The sequence below is a fragment of the Algoriphagus taiwanensis genome (assembly GCF_036245645.1).
GTDB lineage: Bacteria > Bacteroidota > Bacteroidia > Cytophagales > Cyclobacteriaceae > Algoriphagus > Algoriphagus taiwanensis.
Genome location: NZ_BTPE01000001.1, coordinates 427,486 through 450,361, shown reverse-complemented (window position 1 = coordinate 450,361; position 22,876 = coordinate 427,486). Strand labels below are relative to the sequence as shown.

Here is a 22,876-nt window from a genome sequence, read left to right as displayed (position 1 = left end):
TGGGTTGGTTCAAAAATTCAGGTAAAAATAGCTAAAATTTTACCATTTGCGGCCTTAACTGGCCAATAGCTCTTTGGCACTCTCCACCGCTGCTTGGGATGGACTGGACCCTGCTATCATTTTGGCCAATTCCTTCACCCGCTCCTCTTGATCCAAAAGCTTGATTTTGGAGAGCGTTTTATCTGATGAATTGTCTTTGAATACGAAGTAATGCAGTTCCCCTTTGGCAGCGACTTGAGGCAAATGTGTGATACAAATGACCTGATGATTTTGAGCGATTTCCTTCATCATCTTCACCATTTGCAAGGCCACCTCACCTGAAATCCCAGTATCAATTTCATCAAAAATCAAAGTTGGCAAGGACATCTTATCTGCCATGAGGTATTTGATGGCAAAAAGCAATCTGGAAAATTCTCCTCCTGAAGCTACTTTTTTCAAGGCTTGAGGCTGGCTTCCTTTATTGGCAGAGAAAAGAATTTCCACTTCATCCAATCCTGATGGACCGGGAGATACCTCTTTCGCCTCGATGCGGATTTGGGCATTTTCCATACCCAATCCGGTAAGAAGGCTCTCCAAGGATTTCTGAAAATCAACAAAACAGGATTTTCGCTTTTTGCTGAGGCTTAGCCCCGAATCAAGCAGGGTCTTCTCCGCTGCAATAAATTCCTTCTCCGCCTTTTCTAAAGTTTCATCCAGATTCTGAAATTGGAACACCTGATCTGCAAGTTGGGCTTCGATTTTGATCAAATCCTCCACCGAGCCTACTCCATGTTTTTTCTGGAGTTGATAGATTTTGCTGAGTCGATCGCGGATTTCATCCAGTTTTTCAAAATCGACTTCCACTTGACTCTCTTCTTCACCTAAGCCTTCCACGAGGTCCTTTAGCTCGATGTGCACGGATTGAAAGCGATCTTTGAGCCCTCCAAACTTCTGGGCCAAGCGCTCCAAAGCCTGCATTCCCTGTTGGATTTGAGCCAAGCCTTGCAAAACACCAAACTGCTCATCCTGAAAAAGAGAAAGCATCTCATTGATCTTCAGCTTGATTTCCTCTGCATTTTCCAGGACTTCCTGAGTGGACTCCAACTCGCTCTGCTCTCCCTCCTGCAATCCCAAAACACTCAGCTCATCCAGCTGGAATTGATTGAAATCGGCTTCTTTTTGAAGATCAAGGGCTTTTTTCTTTAGCTCCTCAAAGCTTTTCTTGGCGTTTCTGAAGCTCCTGTAAGCCTTTTGGTAAGTCTTCAACTCTTCAGCTGATCCAGAATAGGCATCTACTAGCCCCAATTGATAAGTACCCTCTGCCAAGAGCAATGTATCATGCTGAGAATGCACATCCATCAGCTTTGATCCCAACTCTCTCAAAACGTCAAGGAGGACAGGGGTATCATTGACGAAGGAACGGGACTTACCGCTTGGACTGATCTCCCTTCGGATGATGCAAGAATCAGAATAGTCCAGCTCTTGAGCATCAAAAAATTCCCGAAGCCCATATTCGCTTAAATCAAAGACCCCTTCAACGACACATTTTTTATCCTCAAAAAGCAGCACCTTGGTATCGGCACGATTTCCGAGAAGCAGACCTACTGCCCCCAACATGATAGACTTACCTGCTCCTGTCTCCCCGGTAATCATACTGAGACCGGGACTGGGCTGCATCATCAGCTCGTCAATAAGGGCATAATTGGATATCTGAAGAGATTGTAGCATGGCGGGATTACTCAGAGCAAAGCTAAAAAATCAAGGCTAGCTTCTCAGCAGTTCGTTGTACTTTTTGGCATTGTTTGGGTCTACTTCCAAAAGGAGCTTTACGGCTTCATCCCGTATTTCAAATGGGGCATTTTTTAGTACCTGAGAGATTTCATCCCCTTTGGCATCCATAAAACTGATGGTAAAAATCCCATTAGGCTGAAGTTTGTTTGCCTGCGCGACGAGACGAATCGCTTCAAGAATATTCGTGTAGGCCTTCTCTTCATCAATCTGGATCAAATCCATACCCTGTCGATGATAGAGATAGTAGGCATCCCGAATCGGAGAATAGACAGGAGAAACAAAAATGTCATTGATCAGCCAATACCTGCTTCGCCGGTCATTGGGATTTTGTACCCAACCGGGTCTGCCCGATTGCTGCGCATTGTTTACTATTTCATTGGCAATTTCAAAGTACGGATTCCCTCCACGGTTGGAGAAGGAATCATAATCAATCCCCAATGAGATGTAGGCATAAAAAGCCAAGAGGGAACTGATGTTGTTCAAAAAGGAAAAGCGGTTGAATTCCAGAGGTTGGGATTCGATATATTCAAAGTTCCAGCTTCTGTCTGCAAAATTGAAAAGCAGAGATTCATAATTAGTCCCATAGACCGGTCTGACCACCTGTACCTGTACTGTGGCACTGTATATCCCGACTTGGGGCACATCATTGATGGTAATCAGCAAGTTCCCTTTGATTCTTTCCTCAGGGCGAAACTCATCATCTGTCCAGGATCGACCATTGAGAAACTGCTCAAAATTGGTCTTCATCTGGGAAAAAATATCCGTGTTTTGGAATCGTGAACGGTCACTGTTAATGATTACAGTGAAGTTCAACTCTTGAGCAGAGAGCTTTACTACTGAAAGAAAAAAGAGAAGTAAAAGTGAGGTTCGCTTCATGGATTTAAACTTAGCAAAATTCCCTCGCTCAAACCCAAACCGGAATATTTTTGATTTGATCCAGAATCAGTTCGGCAATCTGTTCTTTGGGAAGAAGGTCTGAATTAAACTCTTTTCCGTCTTTGTGGAAAATCCTCACCTTGTTCGTATCATGCCTGAACCCGGCTCCCTCTTCCTTTGCAGAATTAAGAACGATCAAATCAAAGTTTTTCTTGTCCAGTTTCGCCTTTGCGTTTTGCTCTTCATTTTCAGTTTCCAGTGCAAAACCAATATGAAGCTGCCTTGAGCCCTTCACTTTGCCCAATTCCTTGGCTATATCTACGTTTTTCACCAAATCCAAGGAAAGAGAAGAATCATCCTTTTTGATCTTTTCCCAGGCTACCTGAGCAGGAGCATAATCTGCCACAGCTGCCGCAAATACACAAATATCCATTTGAGGATGAAGTGCTTGACATGCATCAAACATTTCATTTGCCGAATGAACTCGAGTGACGGATAATTGATCTTTGGAAAAGTCCAAAGAGACCGGACCTGAGACTATGTGCACTTCAGCGCCTCGATGGGCAAAAGATCTGGCGATCGAAAGCCCCATTTTCCCACTGGAATGATTACTGATGAACCTGACGGGATCAATAGCCTCTTGGGTTGGGCCCATGGTGATAAGGACTTTTTTTCCTGAAAAGTCACTTTGGCTCTGAAAAAATAAGGCTACGTGCTCAAGGATATGCTCAGGCTCCATCATTCGCCCTTGACCGCTTAGCCCACTGGCCAATTCTCCACTTTCTGCTTCCAAAACCAGATTGCCAAAAGATTGCAACCTGTGCAAATTGGATTGGACTGAAGGATGCTGGTACATATCCAAATCCATTGCAGGGGCGACCATCACCGGGCAGCGTGCAGATAGATACGTAGCGCTTAGCAAATTGTCACAAAGCCCGTTGGCAAACTTGGCCAAGGTATTGGCGCTCAGCGGGGCTACTATAAAAAGATCGGCCCAAAGTCCCAGCTCCACATGGTTGCTCCATTCTCCTGTTTTTTTGTTGGAAAACTCACTCAACACAGGCTTTTTGGACAGGGTAGCCAAAGTCAATGGGGTAATAAAATCAAGGGCAGAAGCGCTCATGATGATTTGCACTTCTGCCCCGGATTTGATCAGAAGGCGGGTCAAAAGGGCCGACTTGTAAGCAGCTATACTGCCTGTCACCCCCAATAGAATCCGCTTTCCTTTTAAATTCATTGGAATTACCCTTGCTCTTGGTCAGGGAATCTGTGATATACCTTTCCTTCCATAAATTCTTCCATTGCTAACGTGGAAGGCTTAGGCATTCTTTCATAGAATTTGGAGATTTCGATTTGTTCTTTGTTTTCGAAAACCTCCTCAAGGTTATCAACAGTGGATGCAAACTCAGAAAGTTTGTTATTCAACTCTTCCTTGAGATTGCTGGAAATCTGCTTGGCCCGCTGTCCCACGATGTGGATGGATTCGTAGATGTTGCCGGTTGGTTCTGCTACTTTATCCAAGTCTCGGGTAATGATGGATGGATTGATTGCCATATCGATAAATTTAAATTTTCCTTGTTTTAATTATCAGTAGAAGTCACTTGACCGGAGTTTTGAAGTCCCTGACTTTCGTTGTACTCCGCTTTTAGCTTCATGTGATCTTCGTATTCTTTTCTTGCTTCGGATTCAAATTTTTTGACTTCCGAGGTAAATCCGCTGTTTGGATATCTCCGGTAGAAATCCCCCGCAAATCTAATTGCATCGTTCAATCTTTCCTCTTTTTTGGTAAAGGTGCTATTTTCAGCATAGCCATAGGCTACCTCTACCAGTTTTACAGCAAGCTCCTCATTGTGCTTGCTTTCGGGATAGTCTTTGATAAAATTCTGAAAGTTGATGATACAGGCACGGTAAAAGTCCCCCGGGTAGAGGCCATCTTTGAGTCTGTAGTACATCATAGCCTCGCTGAATGACTTTTGCTCAAACCTATCCTCTAGATCTCCCAACATTTCCATCGCCCGCTCATAGCTAGCAGAGCCTGGGAATCTGGTCACAAACTGCTGAATGGCAGCAACGGCTTCCCTGCTGCTTTGCTGATCCAAATTATAATCCGGAGAATCGAGGTATAGCGAATAAGCGTGCATAAACAAAGCCTCTTCTGCCAAGGGGCTACGATTGTAGGTTCTGAAAAAGTTGTTGAAATAGCCTGCTGCCTCGATATACCTTTTGGTTTTGAAATGACAGTTGGCATAATTGTATTCCGCCATTTCTGCCTTTTCCGAACCCTTGATTACAGGGAGGACTTTTTCATAGAGAATGATGGCTTTGTTGTACTCTCCTTCTTGATAGTAGCGGTTGGCGCCGTTGTATAATTCTTCCCAATTGGTACTTTTCTCCAGCTTGTTGAAAGGTCCACAAGAGGCAAGTACCGCGAAGAAAAACAGGAAAAGGATGGATTTGTACTGCATGCTAATTTACAAGACCGCAAATATACGGGATAATTATTGAGATTCAAGGGGATAATCCAAGGGAGAATGGCTTACTTCTTCACTTGGAGCTTTTTGGTTACCACATTTTTGTTGTCCACAAAAAGGGTGTAGAAGTAAACTCCAGGCTGGAATTCAGCGACATTGATCACCAGGGAGTTTCGGGTAGGGTCCAAGTCATACTCGGCAATAGGATTGCCAATGAAGCTGTTGATCGAAATTTTCGCCTTGGATTTTGGATTGATGATTTCATAGTCCAATTGAGCGACCCTGTTGCTTGGATTGGGGTATATTTCACTGATTTGAATATCCTTATGAAAGAAATCATTGACCGCCTCAGCCTCTACTTCATACTTTGCTTCAACGATGAAGTTGTCTCTTAAATTTTCTACGTTGACAAATAAAAGATCAAAACTTCCACGTGTTTCCACAATCCCTGATTCAAATTCCAGATACAAATCTGTGAAAATTTCTCCCGGCTGAAGCTTGATATTGATCTTTGCCAAATCTCGCTTTGGATCGAAGCATTGCTCTCCGATACATACTCTTACTTTTTGAGAAGAACCCACACTACCCCGAAGATTCTTTAGAATGTAGGTTTTAGATTGGGCGGAGGTGTTTTGAAGAAGAATGGTTTTTCGCTGACTACTTCCAATCGCCCCTCTGAAATCCAAACCCTCACTCAGCACCTGCACATCCTGCGCCAGAGACACCACGGGCAGTGCCAAAAAAATGGACAGAAAAATTTTAAGCAGGAGTTTCATGTAAAATACTAATCAATAAGCCGATACTGAGGTGGAATAAAGTCTATTAATATACGTACAAAAATAACTTTTAGGTTGCCAATACAATAAATTTCACGGTTAATTGTTGTTAACCTTTTGCACTTGAGGGAAGAAAAGTATTCGTTCAGGAAGAAATACTTCCATTAGGGAAAAATGAACTACGGTTTATCAGGGCCAAACCCCGATTTTTTGAGTTGATTTTGTATTTCTTCCTCTGTCGGCATCATCAGCTTGACATCCGGCTCATTGAAAAGATTTTTTTGCTTAGAATCGATTTCCTCAACTTTTCTCCAGGCATCGATAGTCTCTTTGGTAGGTTTTTCCTCGATCCTCCATTGAAAGCCTTCCAGTCGAGAATTTTCTTCAGTAATCAGCTGAACCGGTGTAAACTTCCCATCGGGTCTAACCGAAAAATTCGCCCTCCTTACAGCACCCTCTTCAAAGTCCATCTTGATGGAGGCACTCAGGATTTTATTGATCCCTTGATTTACAGTATCTGCTTCCAGCGCATAGTATAGGGATTCCGCATTCCCTACGACCTCCAGCGTCTGAATCTGCCCCTCGACAAACTTCCCATCCATCTGTCGCCCTTTCATTTGATTGAAGTTTAATAACGTATCGGTCATGATGGCAAAAGCCTTATCCTTCATTCTCACCCGGTCCAGATTTTCATTGGCGATATAAAAAACCATGCTGTCTGCTGAGATCTGACTTTTTTGATTCCAAAGGACAGGTTTCTGAAATAGCTGGATGGATGAGTCCGAATAGTTGTATAACAAAGAATCAGCAAGGCCTGACAAGTCTGTTTTATAGAGCTTTATGGATTTGAAAGCCAAAAGATACTTGGCTGTATCCGCTTCACTGTCTTGAGAGATCAGCGTGTCTGCGGTCATGTATAAGGTATCCTTTTCAAAGTACCTTCTCACTAGACTTTTTCCATAGACCAGGCTATATTTTCTCTCCTCCCAGTATTTCCCTTCATCTCCAAACACTTCAGTCTGCTGCTCTTTGTTGAGAACTCGGACATCCTCCTTGCCCTCGTAGTAGGCCAGGTTTTCATCATAAAACAACTCCATCGCTTTGACTCGACTTTCCTCAGTCTCCACGATTCCGTCAAAAAACCGGAATTGTTTCTTTTGGGTATCGTAAAAGCTCCCATTCTGGGCATCCAGGGTATTCCCTTCTTTGGAAATAAGATTGGTAAGACCGATCGTTTCGGCAGTCTTTGGGATTGTCAGATAAACCAGATTATCGGTCTTCATCGTGTAATCCGGATTCACCAAAACCACGTCATCCAGGAAGGTAATCTTCTCGTAGTTGATCTCATAGACTCCTCGCTTACTGGTGAGGACATTGACAGAGTCCACTACTTTGCCGTCATTGAAATAAGTGGCTACGTTGGTCTCCCGATTGTAATCCAAAAACTCAGTAGTCAACGTGGTCTCCTGATTGGTGAAAACAACTTTGTTTCTGAGCTTGGCTATTTTGGTATTCCCATCGTACTCCGCATACCGACTGTTGGTGACAATCGGATCTTCCACATCCTTGATTTGTACATTTCCAAAAAGCCTAGCCTTGTTTTCAGCTCGAAAAAAATGAGCAGAGTCACAGGAAATCAGGGAATTTTGATGCTTCATTTTCACATTCCCCACAAGTCTCTCAAAACCACTGGCTCCGATCAACACATCTGCCTGATTGATCTCCAAGGTGGATCCTTGCTGAGCGAAGAGCTTTTCCCCGGAAAAACTTATCAGCAATACCAAGCAAAACAAAAAGGAGATTCGGGTCATATAGTCAAACACTGCGGGGGCAAAATTAGCACAAACCAGCAGACCGACCGCTCTGAGGCTCATAAATCAGGTTAAAACTATTCAAATTCCCGTTTGCCTCCCTTTCCCCTAATCCAAATAAAAACCTAATTTTGATCGATGCTGGATCATTTCAATTCCGAAATTCTTCCCCGCCTTGATCTGAAAAAAGATCAGAGCTACCTGCTTGGTTTCAGCGGAGGGGTGGACAGCGTTTGTTTGGCTCACCTACTTTGGAAATCTGGAGTTCGCTTTGAAATCGCACATGTAAATTTCCACCTGAGAGGAGCTGAAAGTGAGCAAGATGCGGAGTTTGCAGAAAAACTATCCATGGAATGGGGAATCCCCTTCCACCTTCATCATGGAGAGACCCATCAAATCGCTGATCAGAAAGGTATTTCCATTCAAATGGCAGCAAGGGAGATTCGGTATGATTTTTTTGAAAAAATAAGGGCTCAAAATCATCTTCAGGGCATCTTTTTGGCCCACCATGAAGATGATCAACTAGAAACCATTTTTCTGAATTTACTACGTGGTACCGGCATAGAAGGACTCTACGGCATGGCGGAAAAGAAAGGTTGGCTCATCCGGCCTTTATTGTCCTTTTCAAAAGAAGAGCTTATATCCTATGCAAAATCCCACCAACTAGCATGGAGGGAAGACAGCTCCAATGCCAAAGTAGACTACAAGCGAAACAAGCTAAGATTGGAAGCCCTGCCTGCACTTTATGAGGTAGCAGATGATGCAAGGACGAATCTGCTCACGAGCTTTGCCCGGCTTAAGGATACCGGAAAGGCCTTTTCAGGGCTTTTTGAATCCTGGAAATCCGCTAACATCCAAGCCTCTGAAGACGGAGCTTTTCTTCCCTACTCGTCCATCCAGCATCAGGCCGGAGCGGCAAGTCTTCTCCATTTTTGGCTGCGACCATTTGGGTTCCAGCCAGACCAAGCCAATCAGATTTATTCCTCTCTACTGGAACCCAAACCGGGAACGGTCTTTTACAGCCCGAGTCACTTAATCAATCTGGATAGAACCGGAATCTATCTTGCACCAAGGCCTGTAGACTTCGCCGGAATTTCTTTGGAAAAGGAAACGGCAGAATTTCGATTATCCGAAGGCGCTTACCGGATTTCACAGGTTTCCCCGGAAAGCCCCCTAGATGTCTCTCCCGAGAATGCTCAATTGGATGCGGATATGTTGGAGTTTCCTCTAGAAATCAGAAATTGGCAGGAAGGCGATCGATTTATGCCTTTGGGGATGAATTCAGAGAAGAAGATTTCAGATTTTCTGATTGATTCCAAAGTGCCTCTGATCAAAAAACAACAGGTAAAAGTGCTGGTTTCCGGTGGAAAAATAGCCTGGGTAATCGGCTTCCGGATAGCTGACTGGGCAAAACGGGGGCCGTCTACACGAAAAGTCATTTACTTCAAAAAAAGCTGAATCATGCGCAATCCTTTTTCCAAAACCTATGAACCCGAGGAAATCCAAATGTTTGAATTTCTCCAAGGGACCAAATTTTTTGAGCGGCTGAAGCAAAAGGAATTGGCGAGATTCCTTCCTACCCTCCACCACCGAAAATATGTAAAAGACGAGATCGTCTTTTTCAGCAAAGACCCCAGTCAAGCCATGTATTTGATAAAAAGAGGCACCATCGAACTGACTATCGATATCAAGGATAACTTTGAGACGATCATGGAGCTGGGCAAAGGAGAGGCTTTTGGAGAAAATTCCCTGATCGAAAATGCCAAAAGAACCTACACCGCTATCATCACTTCCGATGAAGCTCAGCTGATCGTCATTCCTCACTTTGCCATTCAGGAAATTTTCGACAGCAATCCGAAAATCAAAGCCAAAATGATGACCTCCCTAGCTGAGTATTACAATGCCAATAATCAGCGGTTGTTTCGATCCTACAGGGAATCTTTCGGATTTTTCAGCCTCAGACAGATGTTTGAATAGGCTGTTTATCAGGCCCTGTTTTCATTCATCAAAATTCCTTGCCTTCCGCCAAAGTATTCTGAAACCGGCTTCAATTCCTTGCCGTTGTTTAATATCTTAGCGCCGCTTTTCAAGGCATTCATTCAAAAAAACATACAAAATCATGAGCAAAGTAACTGTAGTAGGTGCAGGTAACGTAGGTGCCACCTGTGCCGATGTTTTAGCCTATCGGGAAATAGCCGAGGAGATTGTTTTGGTAGACATCAAAGAGGGAGTAGCTGAAGGAAAAGCACTCGACATCTGGCAAAAAGCTCCGATCAATCAATACGACAGCAAAACAGTCGGCAGCACCGCAGATTACAGCAAAACAGCCAATTCGGATGTAGTGGTAATCACTTCCGGACTTCCAAGAAAACCAGGAATGACCCGTGATGACCTGATCGAAACTAATGCGGGTATCGTAAAGTCTGTCACCGAGAATGTGATCAAATACTCCCCTGACGCGATCATTATCGTGGTATCCAATCCACTTGATGTCATGACCTATCAGGCACACTTGACTTCCGGACTTCCACGCACCAAAGTAATGGGCATGGCAGGAATCCTTGACACGGCTCGGTACAGAGCATTTTTGGCAGACGAACTCAATGTATCCGGAAAGGAAATCCAGGCTATCCTGATGGGAGGTCACGGAGATACAATGGTGCCACTTCCTCGATACACCACTGTGGCGGGTATCCCTGTCACTGAGCTTGTAGCCAAAGACAAGCTGGACGCGATCATCGAAAGAACCAAATTCGGTGGTGGTGAATTGGTAAAGCTGATGGGTACTTCTGCTTGGTATGCACCGGGTTCAGCAGCTGCACAGATGGTAGAAGCGATCCTGAAAAATCAAAGAAGAGTATTCCCGGTTTGTATCAAGCTGGACGGAGAATACGGAATCGACGATTGCTACTTGGGAGTACCGGTAATCCTAGGCAAAAACGGTATCGAAAAAGTCATCGAGCTTGACTTGAACGAAGAAGAAAAGGCTCTTTTGGAAACCTCCAGAGGCCACGTGAAAGAAGTGATGAATGTCCTCGACAAGCTGGCGAAATAATCTGCTTTCTGATTAAAATCAGACCCAAGAATATGCTCCTTGATGGGGAATTCTTGGGTCTTTTTTGTAAACTCGAATTCTATTCACCCAAAATTTATCAGTGAAAATCTGGAAAAGTCTTCTGGTCCTGATTGCCCTACTCGCTATGGGATGGGGTGGATATACACTTTACCAAACCTACTTTTCCTCCCGATCTATCAACAATCTGGAGCTGATTTCCAGTGAAGCTGCATTCACCTTGGAGACCAATTCAGCGGATCAATCCTGGAATGAGTTGGTTTCTCATCCTGTTTGGAATTTGCTTTCCCAGCTTCCGGCAATGGAAAGCCTGGCAGACCAGTTGGTCACTTTGGACAGCCTGACCGGTAATGCGGGACTGGTGACCAAAGCTCTTAGAAACAAACAAGTCACCATCAGCTATCACTCCACAGGCATTGACAGCTTTGACTTGCTGTATGCCCTCAACTTTGGGAATCAATCTGCCATTGAATTTTTAGAGGATTTTCGATCTCAATTGGCAGAAAAAGGTCAATTTAAATCCCGAAAATACAGCGATCAGCCCATTTTGGAGTTTATTGACTCCTCCAACAATCCCAAGTGGACAATGACCACGCTGGGTAATGTACTGCTTATTTCCTCCACTTCATTCCTGATTGAGGAAGCCATCCGGCTATTTCTAGACCCTACTCAGCCCAACCTTTCCACTACACTTGACCCCAATTCCTCCCCAGCTTCTGGGTTGGGACGGTTGATTTTGACCTCCAAGGGAACCTCGCGACTCCTATCCGGTATCAGTTCCGAACGGGAAAATGGATTTATCCGTGAACTGAGCAGTCAAAGCTATGCCGTAGCATTGAATATGACTTTGGAAGAAAATCAAATTCAGCTCAAAGGACCTGTTTCCCTCGAAAATGAAGTACAGTTTCTTCCATCAGTCAGGGCCAGTTTCCCGGATTTTGAAAAACTGATATCCAACAATACTCTCGCACTGACCCAAATCAATGTTCCGGATATTTTTCAGGCTCAAAAGCTCCAAAATAGATCCTTTGTCCCGAAGTCTACCTTGAGTGGGGAGTTTCAGGCTAAACTTCTGGACAGAGGTTTTCTGGACAATTTTACCGGAGAGCAATACCTACTTAAGCTCGAAAACTTGGGCAACCAACGGAACAATCAAATTCTATTGGCCAAAACCACCAATCCGGAACAAACCTGGGCCTTTCTCCAAGAATTCCGAAATGAAGCTGAGGGTCTTTCCCGCGATTTCTACCGGGACAATGAAATCCTGTTTTTCCCCGAAGAGGAGTTCCCTGCCCACTTGTTCAACGGTAAGTTTTGGGGATTCCCCCAATCTCACCTGACCCTTTTAGGAGAAATTCTGGTTGTGGCTAACTCTGCCGCGGGGATGAAGATGTTTCTGGATGATTTCTATCTAGGCAATACTTGGAACAAAGCCAAGGCCAATGACCCTAGCCCAAAGTCTATTTCACCTGCTGCCGGCTACAGCAAAACCTTTTTCCTTCCAAAAATCTGGAATCAATGGACAAAGGAAGCCAATCCTTCCTGGAGTACTTTTCTACAGAAATATGGCTCAGTATTCCGTTCTTTTCCTTACCTGACTTTCCGAATCAATGAGTATTCTGGCAAAAAAGAAGCTACAATCCTGATCCCATTTGAAAGTGAAGGTCCAAAGGAAAAAATCACCAATCCAACTCTAGTCTTAGCCCCTAACCAGGAAATCACTTTCAGCAATCCGCTGATTTTTGGTCCACGTGCTGTTCTCAACTTCAATGACAAAACCCAAGATTTGGTCCTTCAGGATGAGCAAAACACGCTTTTTCTGGTCAATTCAGCAGGTCAAACTGTGTTTACCAAAGAGCTATCAGGCCCTATCATTTCAGAAGTTTTCCAAATCGACTACTACAAAAACGGAAAGCTCCAATTGCTTTTTGCGACAGCAGATCAAGTGCATGGTATAGACAGGCTAGGCAATTCACTTCCCGGCTTCCCTTTTTCCCTCAAAAATGAGAAGATAACCCATCTCAATCTGGTCGATTACGACAACTCGAAGGACTATCGCTATTTCCTTGCTACAGCGAATGGTAACCTTTGGCTGACAGACCGATCCGGACAAAAGCTGGATGGCTGGAATCCGCTAGCTCTAAAAGACCCCCTGCTCAAAGCACCGGAACACGTCCGAGTACCCGGCATGGGTGACTACATGGTGGCGCAGGGTAAATCCGGAAAACTTCACCTGCTCAACCGACGTGGGGAAAAGCAAGCCGGAGGACCTATCGATTTCGGAGCAGAAATCAGCACGGCATTAGCCCTCACCAAAGACAGAACCCCATTTCAGATTCAGGGCATTTCCCAATCTGGAGAACTGATTCGTGCAGGCTTCTCAGGAGAGATCAATTACCGCAACCAATTGATTAAGGACAATCGGGATGACCGATTTGAATTGCTATCCGATCAGTCCGAAATGACTTACCTGATTCTGGTCCGCCAATTCAACAAAACTCTGATTTTGGATGCCGAGGAAAAGCAACTATTCAGTTTGCCCTTGGCCGGAGAGCGATTGATCTTTAGATTTTTCGATTTCGGGGCTAGCCGAAGGCTTCTGGCAGTCACAGATCCTGAGCAGGGATTTGGCTATTTATATGATCTTCAAGGCACACTTTTGACTCAGCCTCCTTTAGAAAGTGAAGGGGCGATCCAGATTTTGCATAGTGTCTCAGAAGGTCAATATTCCATCTATACCCGCTCGGGAAAGAGCACCTTTCAGTACCTGATGCCGGATTGATCCGCGGGGATTTTGGGCAGACTATCGGGATTGCGTAACTTGCGGCCTCATTCAACCGACTGAAATGAAGCGTCCCCGATACTTTCTATTCTTTTCCCTTCTCTTTTTTACTTTCACCTCGACCTTTGCCCAACTTATTGTAGATGAGCAGCAGGTAGAGGAACTCTCCGAGGAGGTCAACCTGACCACTCCTTATCATACAACCTTGACTTTCTTTTTCAATCTGGAGAAAAACCATTTTCAGCCCGATTTAGCTGCTAAAACTCTGGACATTCGAGGAGTAGAGGGAGATCCGGAGGACTTGGCAATCAAGCTCAAGCAGGTTTTGGAGGGAAAAGGGGTGATTATCCGCACCAGTGAAATCCCCAATGATCCAGTCTATGTGGACTCGACTGCAGGAGGAGAGCCCAGGTTCTATTTCGATGCTGCAAAAGTTCCAAGCATCTATCTTGAGAAAAAAGGGAAACAATGGAAATTCTCCGCTTTTTCGGTTTCCCGAATCGAGCGACTTCATGACGAAACCTACCCATTTGGGACGGATCAGCTGCTCAATATTCTGCCCAAAATCGGAACTGATGAATACCTCGGCCTGCAGACCTGGCAACTGGCAGGTCTATTCTTGCTGATCATTCTCACCTTTTTGGCTCATTTGGTATTCACCTTTTTGGTGGACAGAGGGCTGATTTACCTATTGAAAAGGCTGGGCTATGGCTATATCGGTGAAAACTACCTGCTCCCGATTGCGAAAATCACCAGTTTTTATCTGATCGTGGTTTTGCTTTCCCTCTTTGTGCGGGTTCTCCAGCTGCCTGCGGAGATTTGGAGTTGGGTGATAATTGTCTTCAATACGCTGAAGCCCTTCCTGATCACCGTGATTTTCTACAAAATCGTAGACGTGGTAGCGGCGTATTTCCAGCACTTGGCCACCAAAACAGAATCTACTCTGGATGATCAGCTTGTCCCCTTGATTCGGAAGACGCTGAAAGCGCTGGTGATTCTGGTTGGTACACTTTTCATCCTCAGAGATGGATTGAACTTTGACATCATTCCTTTCTTGACCGGTTTGTCTATCGGGGGTGTGGCCATTGCTTTGGCAGCACAGGATACGATCAAAAATTTCTTTGGCTCGGTGATGATTTTCATCGACAAGCCTTTCCAAGTAGGGGATTGGGTGACCTCAGGGGATATTGATGGTACGGTGGAAGAGGTGGGATTCCGCTCTACCCGTATTCGGACTTTCAGAAATTCGGTCATGTATGTACCCAATGGAAAAATTGCCGATTCGGTAGTGGATAATCATGGCTTGAGAAAATACAGGCGCTTTTTCACTACTCTGACCATCACGTATGACACTCCCCCCGAATTGATCGAGAAGTTTGTAGAAGGCCTCAGGGAAATCGTGCTTTCCCATCCAGATACCCGAAAGGATTATTACAACATCTTTTTCAACAACCTTTCAGCCTACAGTCAGGACATCATGTTCTACATCTTCTTTGAGGTACCAGCATGGCCTGATGAGCTCAAAGCGAGGCACGAAGTGCTTATTCAGATCGTAAAACTGGCCAATTCCCTTGGAGTCCGCTTTGCTTTCCCAACTCAGACCTTGCATATGGAGAGCTTTCCGGAGAAAAAAGGAATGATTCCGGAGTACCCGGAAGCCCTAGCTTACGAAGCCAAGTTGAATCGGTTTTTGAAGGAGGAATTGGGAAGAAAGGCAGACTAAGTAGTCATCAATTGACTCGAAAATAGGTCCGCTCTACCCGCTCAGTCCCATCATTTGCAGGGATTTTTTTCCAAATCAAAAACAGCCCCTCCCAATCCGGAGCAGCGATGGAAGCAGGAAGGGGTGAAGAGCTAGACCAATAAAGAACTGTCCTCCAGTCGGGGTAGCGTCTGTTTTCGGCAGGTTTTGAAAACTGTCCTTTGTCCAAACCAATCAAAGGCTGTAACCCGAAATAATCAAAAAACCGGGCATTGTTGGCCAAGGGGAATAGACCTAGGTCGTTTTGGTAGCTGCTGAAGCTTAACACTCCGGCATAAGTGCGTTCATTCAGAAAAAACTCCCGGTTTAGCACCTCCAATTTGGAAAAATACTTGGGATTAAACTGGGCCAAAAGATCCGAATCAAATACCGGCATAGCATCGACTAGGATGAGAGGATTGGATTCAAAAACCTTATTTCCCGGATTATCCAAGAGTCGGAATACCTTTTTCCTTTGCTCCGTTCGGACAAAAACCGAGGGAACATATTCCCGCAATACCGTCTCTACTTCTTCAAACCGGGTGTAATCATCCAATCGATAGGTGTAATCCGCCACAAAGCCTGTCACCACTTTCAGCGAGTCATCGATGAATTGGGTTTGGTAGTTGGCCTCTACAATAGAGGCTTTGAGCAGCTTTTCCAAATAAGGTAAATCACCCTCCTTCAGCACCAAAGGAGGAATGGAGAATCCTTCCTTAAATCTGGTTTTGATCAGAGGAGGAACCACCTCGATTCCGGGCATTTCCTCTCCGTTTTCGAGCTGAATGATCATTCGGTCCCAATGCTTCAATCCTCCAATATCAAAAAGCAACCTGCCTTCCTGGTCCGGAATATCAGTGAACAGCGCGCTTTGGCTCCCGTGCACAGAAAGGAAGTAGGTGGACTCGGCCAGAGAATTTGGCACTCTCACCTCCACAATATGACCAAAAAGCTCAGGTAAGAGCATTTGGCTTTCTATGGGTTGATAGATTAGGCTGGAGGAAAGCTGCTTTTGCTCCTCAGGCAGAAAAGGATTGGCAATGGAAATCCCAAAGGAAGAGGCGGACCTGTCCCATCCGATCGCTGAATCAGGAATAGGGCTGGACTTTTTTGCCTGAAAGGCCTCTTGAGGAAGACTTGGTCGCTGGTCCCCAATTGCCGATTGAGGGGCAGGTGGCACAGTGGGATTGATGATCGTGATTAGCTGCTGGGCTATTCCTGCTTCCAAATTGAGATAGGGACTGATTCGGGTATAGACTCGAAGGAGATAATTCCCGGATGGAATCTTCGAATGGATGGAAAAATAATTCAAGGCCTTGCCTTTTTGCAGGGGGATTTTCACATAATCCATGGAATTGGAGTTGGCATCAACCAGCTCGGCATACAATACCTGCGATGGGCTGACGCGGTCCTGCATTTCCACTTTTGCTTCCAGCCAGATTTTCTCTCCTGTAAAATAGAGGGTTTTGGGAATGGAAAAAGACACCTGCTCAATCCCCTCAGAAGCCTGCCTTGCCCAGCCTGGATTTACTGAGAATAGCAAAATCAGCAAAGCCATCAAGGAGCTTTTCAGGGGAAAAGAGGCGATCATTTTTTTCAACTTGGCGTTATTCATCTTCCCAAAAATCAGGTCTAACCGGTGATGCATATAGGGTGCAGTCTGCACATCTTCGATCAGTGGGGTAATAGCCCACGATGGACGTCCCTACTAATAATTCCCGAGCCGGAAGAGTAAATCCACTTCCAAAAATTGCAGAATAGTCGGGGATTCTCACCTCGTCCAATCCGATCACACAGTCATTAAACTGAGGATCGATATAAGGCCAGGGAAGCACATCGACAAAGTCCACATAAAGTCGGATTTCCTGAACCACTCCCATGCTGACTTGCCCCACCACAGGACGACTCTCGTCATCCAAGCTTCTGATATTTCCGGTGATTTGAGAAGGAAGTGGGCTAAAAATAGACCCGATATCCTCGGTATTCTTTTTTAGAATATCCCAAAACTGAACCGCATCCTCAGAAATTGCCTTTTGAGCAATCAAAATGCTATAGCGCTCCATGATTCGCTCGTCCCCCTCAGGGATTTGGGTGATGGTCTTTTGAAAAACGACTTGATCCTGAAATCTTGAGCTCGTTTCCAATAAAATATCCGGGCTGGATTCTGTTTTGAAACAAAGAGAAATCTGCTCAGCCTCAGTCCGAAATCTCACATCTCCCAATTCGGGGTCGTAGATATAGGTGGTCCTGATCCTTGGTCGATAAATCCAGGTTTCCTCAAAAGTCCAGAGAAAATCATCGGCATTTTCATCCCCTTTGGTGGATACAAAGACTTCCACTCCTTCTTCATTTCGGTTGTAGCCCACATCGATGATTTCCGGAGTCAAAATAGGCCTGATGGGTTGAGATTGATATCGATCTCCATTTGCTAGTTGAATTTCCAGGGTGTAGGTACCCTCCTCTGGCACATCGGCTTGAAAAAGGTAAACTCCAGGCTCAATTTCTGTCAAGGGGTAGTTTTCTCCTGAAAAGGCCGTCAAAAACACCTGAGCATTGGTCTCAGGGATCGAGGAAGTATCTGCGCTCAAGGGAACTGTTTTGCTAAGTCGGAGTTGGCTGGGTTTGCCTTCCGAATCGAGATACCCCTCAACTATCAGGACATCCGCAAAGGTATCCGGCACCTCAGGGTCAAAAGGAATCCTGCAAGACGTCATCCCCAAGGTAATCACCACAAAAAGTCTAAGCAGCATCTTCATCAAAATCGGAAATTATAGGTAATGAATGGAATGGGCTCCGCAAAAATGGCCAATTGATACCCCTGAAGGGATCCTCCCTCGGGCACGTAATACACTGAGTAGGCATTGTCCCTACCGAGAATATTATACACCCCGAGGGACCAAGATCCATGCGCTACCTTATTTACTTTGTGGTTTCCTTCAAAGTTGATCGAAAGGTCTAACCGGAAGTAATCAGGCACTCGGAAGGAATTCCGGTCTCCAAAATAAACCCGCTCAGAACCTCCATATTCAAACTTGGAAATGGGCAAGGTCACCGGTCTTCCGGTACTGTATTTTCCCGCCAAGGTGGTATTTACCCTTTTGCTGAGCTCATAGTTCAGTACCAAATTGGCATTGTGAGGCTGGTCAAAATTACTAGGGTACCACTCAGCACGATTGATCTGCTCTTTTCGCTCGCTCGGATCCGTCCTCAGGAGCGACCGGCTGTAGGTATAAGCAAGAGAACCATTGAGCTTTCCCGTGCTTTTCTTTAGAAAAAGCTCCAATCCATAAGCTTGTCCCTGAGTCACCAAGACATCCTGCTCGATCCGCTCATTGAGGACGATAGTCGCTCCGGAGCGGTAATCCAGCAGGTTCTGCATGGATCGATAGTACACCTCTGCTGAAAACTCCAGCGTATTGTTGTTCATATTTCGGAAATAGCCCAAGGCATACTGAATCCCACGCTGGGGCGCAAGAAATGCGTCACTGAGCTTCCAGGTATCCGTAGGAGTGATTACGGAGGAATTACTCAGCAAATGAATATTCTGCCGCATGGAGTTTACTCCAGCTTTCAAAGAAGACCAATTATTCAGAGCATATCGGGCAGAAATACGGAATTCGGGCCCAAAATAACTTTGGATCAACTCACCTGAGGAGTAGTTCTCTTCTCCGGTGATATTTTCTGGCAGGTAGGGGGCACCTTCTGCATAAGTAGGCAAAACCTGTGGCCCCATAAACCCAAACCAATTCAGACGCACTCCCCCACTGACTGTCCACTGCTCGTTGATTTCAAACTCGTCTCCCAAAAATGCAGAAAGCTCCAATCCTTGTTCCTCTGGAAGTTCATCCGGAATCACGATGCTTTCAGTTCCCAGCGGGTTTAGAGTCCCCGGATTGAGTCGGTAATGAATCCCATGGAATCCATAAGTAAGGATGTGACGGTCTCCTTTTTCCTGTCTAAACTGCGCCTTCAAAAAGCGCTGAAGAATATCGAATCGGTATAGGTAGGCATTGGGTGGATTGTCTTGCCCTTCCACCTCAAATGAGTATCCATCTTGCCCTATCGAGAAATCCGCCTCCAATTCATCATTGAAATAATGAGTCCAAGTCAGGGAAAAATTCTGATTGGAATACCGATAGACCGTGTCCGGGTCAAACTGAAACTCATCCCGACTCAGGTAACCTGAGAGGGTTAGTCGATCCTTTTCTCCAATCTCATGCTGGATAGACCCATTCAAATCTCCAAAAAAAGCCCGGCTGGCTCCCAAATCCGCCCGCTCTTCCAAATAATCCAAAAGCCAATCCGAATAGGTAAGTCGGGTACCCAAGGTGAACGTTGTTTTTTGCCCAATAGGACCTTCCAAAGACAGTCGGCTGGTAAGCGGACCAATTCCCCCTGAGCCTCCAATCCGATCTTTTCTCCCGACTTTGGGTGTTACCTGAAGGACGGAAGAAAGACGACCTCCATAGCTTACCGGGATTCCAGCTTTGTAAAGCTCCACTCCCTCCACCATATCGGAATTGACTGCTGAGAAAAACCCAAAAAGATGGGAAGGGTTAAACAGGGTATTTTGGCCCAAAAGAATCAGATTTTGATCTGCAGCACCTCCACGAACATTGAACCCCACACTCGCTTCTCCGGCCGTATTGACTCCGGGAAGGGTCAAAATGCCACGGATGATATCCACCTCGCCGAGTACAGCAGGGAGCTTTTTCATCTGCTGTACACTGAGGGCCTGCACTCCCATTTCCGGACGACTTATCTGAGTCAGAGCCCCGGAGCGGACAGTCACCTCGGCCAGTGAGAAAATCCCCTCTCCGATCTGAATATCCAGTTGATCATTTCCCTGAAGGGTAATCAAGCGCTGCTCGGTGTAGCCGCCGATATTTTGAATCATAAGGGTCAAATCGCCTTTGGGAAGGAGCAATTCATATCTCCCCTCCCGATCAGTTATTGTCTGTCTGAGCGAAGCCTTATCATACACAATAGCTCCCTCGATCGGTTTTTGATTTTCCAAACTGGTGATTTGCCCGCTTATCCGAGCTTCCTGTCCCGTGCCCGGCACGCCTAACACATAGCGCCGATTTCGTACAAACTCATCCATAGGACGGGAGGAAGCTGCCCCCTCATTGCCTCTGCTGAGGTAATCTGAAGGGAATTCTACCGCTGTCTTTTCTCCGGAGAAAAGAAACACCTCCTTTTGAGAGGAAATACTGAAGCTCAGCCCGGTTTTGTCAAAAATCACCCGAAGCACATCCTCGAGTTTGTCCTGATTAGCCGAGAGATTCACTGTAAGGTCAGCTACCATCTCAGGGTCAAAGTAAAACCGATAGGAAGTCTCCTTCTCCACCAAATCCACAAACCGCTCAAAGGAAATCCCGGGATAGAAACCGGATATTCGGTCAGTTGTCTGAGCCTGAATAGAAAGAGTGGACAAAAGTAAAATAAGGACAAACACTCCCTTTCTCATGGCTGGGAAGGAGTTAAGTTGACCAAAAGCCGAAGATAGCCTTCTGGATTTTGCTTGAAGTTTAGCTGCTCAGCACGAAGCTTTTGCTTGGCTTCTGCTTTATTGAGGCCAAGTAGGGAAATAGCCTGCTTGCCTTTGGATATGGGAAAAAAAGTCCCGCCTTTCCAGAGAAAAAAGACCTCTTTTTCTACATAAACTTCATCATAGCGGGACATTTCCCGGAGAGATTTGGAAGTTTTGTAAGGCTTGGAAATAGCCCAAAAATCCCCCTCAGCGATGACTTTGTAAAATCCACTCCCAGCTTTACCGAAGCTGTCATTGCCTTCCAGTCTGGCAAAAGCCGACCCATCCCCCATCACAAAGCGATCTACCTTCCCGGGTTTGATCAAGATCTTTTGGTTGAAGAGAGGATGAAAGGTCAAAATCTGATCCCTGAAAATATCATACAGAAGTGGCACTCCCGGATAAGTGATTTCATTGATCGTGAGACTTCCGGATTCAAATTGACGGGTAAGGTAGTAGGGATCTCCCTGTATGAGCGAGGAAGGTTCCTCGTACTTTCCCCCGGTGATCAACTCCTGAAAATAGGGCAACTGCTCTTGGTATTCGGGCAAAAACGCCAAATTCTGACCAACAACCTGAGCCATTGCCCCGCTGGAAAGAAAATAAAAAGCCAAAAGCGGTAAAAATTGTATTTTCAGCATTCCATAAAAATGACAATAGAAAATTGCCTTTCTGCCTATTTTCTCAAAATATCTTTAAGCGGTAGATTTAATTTACTGAACGGACAAAAAATTCATATCCCATGGCCCTTTCCCGACGAAACCTGCTCAAAACCCTTGCTCTAGCCCCTCTTGCAGCTGCCCCTACCCTTTCCCAAGCTTCCCCTTCTCCGAGGGAAAATACCCGATTTAAGTTTTCCCTAAATACCAGCACCATCCGAGGACAAAAGCTCAGCCTACCTCAAATCATCGAGCTGGCGGCAAAAGCTGGATACGATGGCTTCGAACCCTGGATGATGGAAATCGAGGCCTATCTCGGGGAGGGAAAATCTGTAGCTTCTCTGAAAAAGCTGGCATCTGATGCCGGATTGGAATTCTTTGACTGCATCGGCTTCCCTACCTGGATGGCCCAGGATGCGGAGAAAAGCAAAACGGGATTTTCGCAGATGGAAAAGGAAATGGGAATTTTGGCTGATTTAGGCTGTCCTAGGGTAGCCGCTCCAGCCATCGGGACTGAAGCCCCTCTGGACTTGATGCAAGCAGGGGAAAAATACAAGCGACTGCTCGATTTGGGGAGAAAAACAGGGGTGATGCCCCAATTGGAATTCTGGGGCGCTTATCCTTCCTTTTATCATTTAGGTCAAGCGATGATGGTGGCTGCTGTTGCCGATGACAAGGACGCCAAGATTTTGGCGGATGTTTATCATCTTTTCAGAGGGGGTTCCGGATTTGAGGGAATGAAACTACTGGACGGGCAGGCTATTGATATTTTCCATATGAATGACGTACCTGCAGCTATTCCCCGCACTGAGCAGCAGGACAAGGACCGGGTGATGCCGGGAGATGGTGCCGCCCCCATGCAGGAACTTGCCAATACCCTGAAAGCGAAAGGTGGGGAAATTATTCTTTCACTCGAACTCTTCAACCCGACCTACTACGCCATGGATGCCCAAGTGGTAGTCAAAGAAGGCTTGGAGAAGATGAAAAGGTTTTTTTGAAGAAATAACCCTCCAGGTTTTTAAAACCTGGAGGGTTTTGCCTGTTAAAAATTATCTGGAATTAAAATAGCTAATTAGTCCCCCTCTGAGTGTAGAATATTGGCTATGGACTAAGCGTAGATTGCATCTACGCTTTTATATATTTTAGGAATTTGCAATTCCCTTCCTACAAGTTCAACCCGCTTCGGGGTTGACATTCACCATCGTGACATTTTCTTCCCTAGGTTCCACCTAGGGCTATTGAGAAGTTCGATCACTGCGTGGTCATTATTTTGTTTTTCTCGTTGATTTAAACGACAGACCCCTAATAAGGGGTCCAACCTATGAATACTTGTGCGCCGCGGCGTAGCCATGGGTGTAACCCATGGAAATGGTGATCCCAATAA

Annotated in this window: 17 protein-coding genes; 6 read left to right on the top strand and 11 right to left on the bottom strand. The window is 45.5% G+C overall.

Annotated features, from left to right (window positions below; translation table 11 throughout):
- Window positions 1–54: 54 nt before the first annotated feature.
- The 7 genes from recN to AAA938_RS01930 all read right to left on the bottom strand — a co-directional run bounded on the left by recN (window position 55) and on the right by AAA938_RS01930 (window position 7,767).
- Complete coding sequence (gene recN / locus AAA938_RS01960) at window positions 55–1,707, bottom strand: DNA repair protein RecN (RefSeq protein WP_338226933.1); 1,653 nt, start codon at window positions 1,705–1,707, stop codon at window positions 55–57.
- A 36-nt stretch (window positions 1,708–1,743) separates the two neighbouring features.
- A complete protein-coding gene (porD, locus tag AAA938_RS01955) occupies window positions 1,744–2,646 on the bottom strand; it encodes a type IX secretion system protein PorD (protein ID WP_338226932.1) in 903 nt (300 codons plus the stop codon).
- 28 nt (window positions 2,647–2,674) lie between these two features.
- Window positions 2,675–3,883 (bottom strand): bifunctional phosphopantothenoylcysteine decarboxylase/phosphopantothenate--cysteine ligase CoaBC, encoded by a 1,209-nt coding sequence (gene coaBC / locus AAA938_RS01950; protein WP_338226931.1) that lies wholly within the window; start codon window positions 3,881–3,883, stop codon window positions 2,675–2,677.
- A gap of 5 nt (window positions 3,884–3,888) precedes the next feature.
- Window positions 3,889–4,200 carry a DNA-directed RNA polymerase subunit omega gene (locus AAA938_RS01945; RefSeq protein ID WP_338226930.1) on the bottom strand — a complete coding sequence of 104 codons (312 nt, stop codon included), beginning with the start codon at window positions 4,198–4,200 and terminating at the stop codon, window positions 3,889–3,891.
- Between the two features lie 26 nt (window positions 4,201–4,226).
- Window positions 4,227–5,111, bottom strand: coding sequence for an outer membrane protein assembly factor BamD (locus AAA938_RS01940; protein WP_338226929.1), 885 nt, complete (start codon window positions 5,109–5,111; stop codon window positions 4,227–4,229).
- A gap of 71 nt (window positions 5,112–5,182) precedes the next feature.
- Entirely contained in the window at window positions 5,183–5,893 is a 711-nt protein-coding gene (locus tag AAA938_RS01935) for a T9SS type A sorting domain-containing protein (protein ID WP_338226928.1), read from the bottom strand.
- Window positions 5,894–6,072: 179 nt separating this feature from the next.
- Complete coding sequence (locus AAA938_RS01930) at window positions 6,073–7,767, bottom strand: OstA-like protein (RefSeq protein WP_338226927.1); 1,695 nt, start codon at window positions 7,765–7,767, stop codon at window positions 6,073–6,075.
- Between the two features lie 75 nt (window positions 7,768–7,842).
- On the opposite strand from AAA938_RS01930, the gene tilS reads away from it, so the two are divergent.
- The 5 genes from tilS to AAA938_RS01905 all read left to right on the top strand — a co-directional run bounded on the left by tilS (window position 7,843) and on the right by AAA938_RS01905 (window position 15,282).
- Complete coding sequence (gene tilS, locus AAA938_RS01925; protein ID WP_338226926.1) at window positions 7,843–9,162, top strand: tRNA lysidine(34) synthetase TilS; 1,320 nt, start codon at window positions 7,843–7,845, stop codon at window positions 9,160–9,162.
- Between the two features lie 3 nt (window positions 9,163–9,165).
- On the top strand, window positions 9,166–9,681 hold the full coding sequence (locus AAA938_RS01920) for a Crp/Fnr family transcriptional regulator (protein WP_338226925.1): 516 nt from the start codon (window positions 9,166–9,168) through the stop codon (window positions 9,679–9,681).
- A gap of 142 nt (window positions 9,682–9,823) precedes the next feature.
- On the top strand, window positions 9,824–10,759 hold the full coding sequence (mdh, locus tag AAA938_RS01915) for a malate dehydrogenase (RefSeq protein ID WP_338223043.1): 936 nt from the start codon (window positions 9,824–9,826) through the stop codon (window positions 10,757–10,759).
- A gap of 100 nt (window positions 10,760–10,859) precedes the next feature.
- Window positions 10,860–13,559, top strand: coding sequence for a hypothetical protein (locus AAA938_RS01910; RefSeq protein ID WP_338226924.1), 2,700 nt, complete (start codon window positions 10,860–10,862; stop codon window positions 13,557–13,559).
- A gap of 64 nt (window positions 13,560–13,623) precedes the next feature.
- Entirely contained in the window at window positions 13,624–15,282 is a 1,659-nt protein-coding gene (locus AAA938_RS01905) for a mechanosensitive ion channel family protein (RefSeq protein ID WP_338226923.1), read from the top strand.
- A gap of 7 nt (window positions 15,283–15,289) precedes the next feature.
- On the opposite strand, the gene AAA938_RS01900 is transcribed toward AAA938_RS01905, so the two are convergent.
- The 4 genes from AAA938_RS01900 to AAA938_RS01885 are packed head-to-tail and all read right to left on the bottom strand — an operon-like array spanning window position 15,290 to window position 21,474.
- Entirely contained in the window at window positions 15,290–16,948 is a 1,659-nt protein-coding gene (locus AAA938_RS01900; protein WP_338226922.1) for a hypothetical protein, read from the bottom strand.
- Window positions 16,908–18,056: a DUF4249 domain-containing protein gene (locus AAA938_RS01895; protein WP_338226921.1), complete on the bottom strand. Its 1,149-nt coding sequence runs from the start codon at window positions 18,054–18,056 to the stop codon at window positions 16,908–16,910. Before AAA938_RS01895 ends, AAA938_RS01900 begins: the two co-directional genes overlap by 41 nt.
- Complete coding sequence (locus tag AAA938_RS01890; RefSeq protein WP_338226920.1) at window positions 18,056–20,770, bottom strand: carboxypeptidase-like regulatory domain-containing protein; 2,715 nt, start codon at window positions 20,768–20,770, stop codon at window positions 18,056–18,058. Before AAA938_RS01890 ends, AAA938_RS01895 begins: the two co-directional genes overlap by 1 nt.
- Window positions 20,767–21,474: a hypothetical protein gene (locus AAA938_RS01885; RefSeq protein WP_338226919.1), complete on the bottom strand. Its 708-nt coding sequence runs from the start codon at window positions 21,472–21,474 to the stop codon at window positions 20,767–20,769. The genes AAA938_RS01890 and AAA938_RS01885 overlap by 4 nt, the downstream gene beginning before the upstream one ends.
- Window positions 21,475–21,575: 101 nt before the next feature.
- Here AAA938_RS01885 and AAA938_RS01880 point away from each other — a divergent pair, with 101 nt between their 5' ends.
- Entirely contained in the window at window positions 21,576–22,490 is a 915-nt protein-coding gene (locus AAA938_RS01880; protein WP_338226918.1) for a sugar phosphate isomerase/epimerase family protein, read from the top strand.
- Window positions 22,491–22,876 lie beyond the last annotated feature (386 nt).

What these genes read in the sequence shown, in the direction of transcription:
- recN (WP_338226933.1), bottom strand. Translation starts at nt 1,707, where the DNA reads ATGCTACAATCTCTTCAGATATCCAATTATGCCCTTATTGACGAGCTG.
- porD (WP_338226932.1), bottom strand. Translation starts at nt 2,646, where the DNA reads ATGAAGCGAACCTCACTTTTACTTCTCTTTTTTCTTTCAGTAGTAAAG.
- coaBC (WP_338226931.1), bottom strand. Translation starts at nt 3,883, where the DNA reads ATGAATTTAAAAGGAAAGCGGATTCTATTGGGGGTGACAGGCAGTATA.
- AAA938_RS01945 (WP_338226930.1), bottom strand. Translation starts at nt 4,200, where the DNA reads ATGGCAATCAATCCATCCATCATTACCCGAGACTTGGATAAAGTAGCA.
- AAA938_RS01940 (WP_338226929.1), bottom strand. Translation starts at nt 5,111, where the DNA reads ATGCAGTACAAATCCATCCTTTTCCTGTTTTTCTTCGCGGTACTTGCC.
- AAA938_RS01935 (WP_338226928.1), bottom strand. Translation starts at nt 5,893, where the DNA reads ATGAAACTCCTGCTTAAAATTTTTCTGTCCATTTTTTTGGCACTGCCC.
- AAA938_RS01930 (WP_338226927.1), bottom strand. Translation starts at nt 7,767, where the DNA reads ATGAGCCTCAGAGCGGTCGGTCTGCTGGTTTGTGCTAATTTTGCCCCC.
- tilS (WP_338226926.1), top strand. Translation starts at nt 7,843, where the DNA reads ATGCTGGATCATTTCAATTCCGAAATTCTTCCCCGCCTTGATCTGAAA.
- AAA938_RS01920 (WP_338226925.1), top strand. Translation starts at nt 9,166, where the DNA reads ATGCGCAATCCTTTTTCCAAAACCTATGAACCCGAGGAAATCCAAATG.
- mdh (WP_338223043.1), top strand. Translation starts at nt 9,824, where the DNA reads ATGAGCAAAGTAACTGTAGTAGGTGCAGGTAACGTAGGTGCCACCTGT.
- AAA938_RS01905 (WP_338226923.1), top strand. Translation starts at nt 13,624, where the DNA reads ATGAAGCGTCCCCGATACTTTCTATTCTTTTCCCTTCTCTTTTTTACT.
- AAA938_RS01900 (WP_338226922.1), bottom strand. Translation starts at nt 16,948, where the DNA reads ATGCATCACCGGTTAGACCTGATTTTTGGGAAGATGAATAACGCCAAG.
- AAA938_RS01895 (WP_338226921.1), bottom strand. Translation starts at nt 18,056, where the DNA reads ATGAAGATGCTGCTTAGACTTTTTGTGGTGATTACCTTGGGGATGACG.
- AAA938_RS01890 (WP_338226920.1), bottom strand. Translation starts at nt 20,770, where the DNA reads ATGAGAAAGGGAGTGTTTGTCCTTATTTTACTTTTGTCCACTCTTTCT.
- AAA938_RS01885 (WP_338226919.1), bottom strand. Translation starts at nt 21,474, where the DNA reads ATGCTGAAAATACAATTTTTACCGCTTTTGGCTTTTTATTTTCTTTCC.
- AAA938_RS01880 (WP_338226918.1), top strand. Translation starts at nt 21,576, where the DNA reads ATGGCCCTTTCCCGACGAAACCTGCTCAAAACCCTTGCTCTAGCCCCT.